General features: G+C 46.7%; 1 protein-coding gene. It reads right to left on the bottom strand.

The window, feature by feature from the left end:
- Positions 1 to 385, bottom strand: a 385-nt coding sequence (locus ACYVRA_RS09235) for a hypothetical protein (RefSeq protein WP_461252406.1), incomplete at its 3' end; no start/stop codon positions are given.
- Positions 386 to 430: the final 45 nt, after the last annotated feature.

Consider the following 430-nt stretch of genomic DNA (forward strand, 5'->3'; position numbering starts at 1 on the left):
CGGTCCTTCTTCTGTCGCGCGCTATAAGCTGGTTAGTGGCGTTGTCATTGAAAAAAAAGACGATTTTCGCGTCCTGTCCCCCAAGTTCCTTCGCCACCCTTGCCTGCGGGTAGAAAATCCGCACCGCTATCGAAGTGGCGACCACTTCCTGAATAAAGGGCGCGTGGATCATATCGGCTATTATTCGTCCCCCCGAACCGCAGAAGGCGATTCTGAATTGGTCGTTGGGGAAAACCGTAAAAATTTCCTGTAAAAAAGCGTAAACCTTTTCACTCTGGCAGGCGTTATGCCGCTCATATCTGGAACAAAGTATCTCTTTTGTGCCGCTCTGTATCACGACGGCCTTTACCGTCGTGGAGCCTACGTCAATGCCTATGTGTAACATTTGTTGTCTTTAATATATATGAATTTTTAGGCTTTTTCAATAATT

The organism is Treponema sp. R8-4-B8, assembly GCF_054786175.1.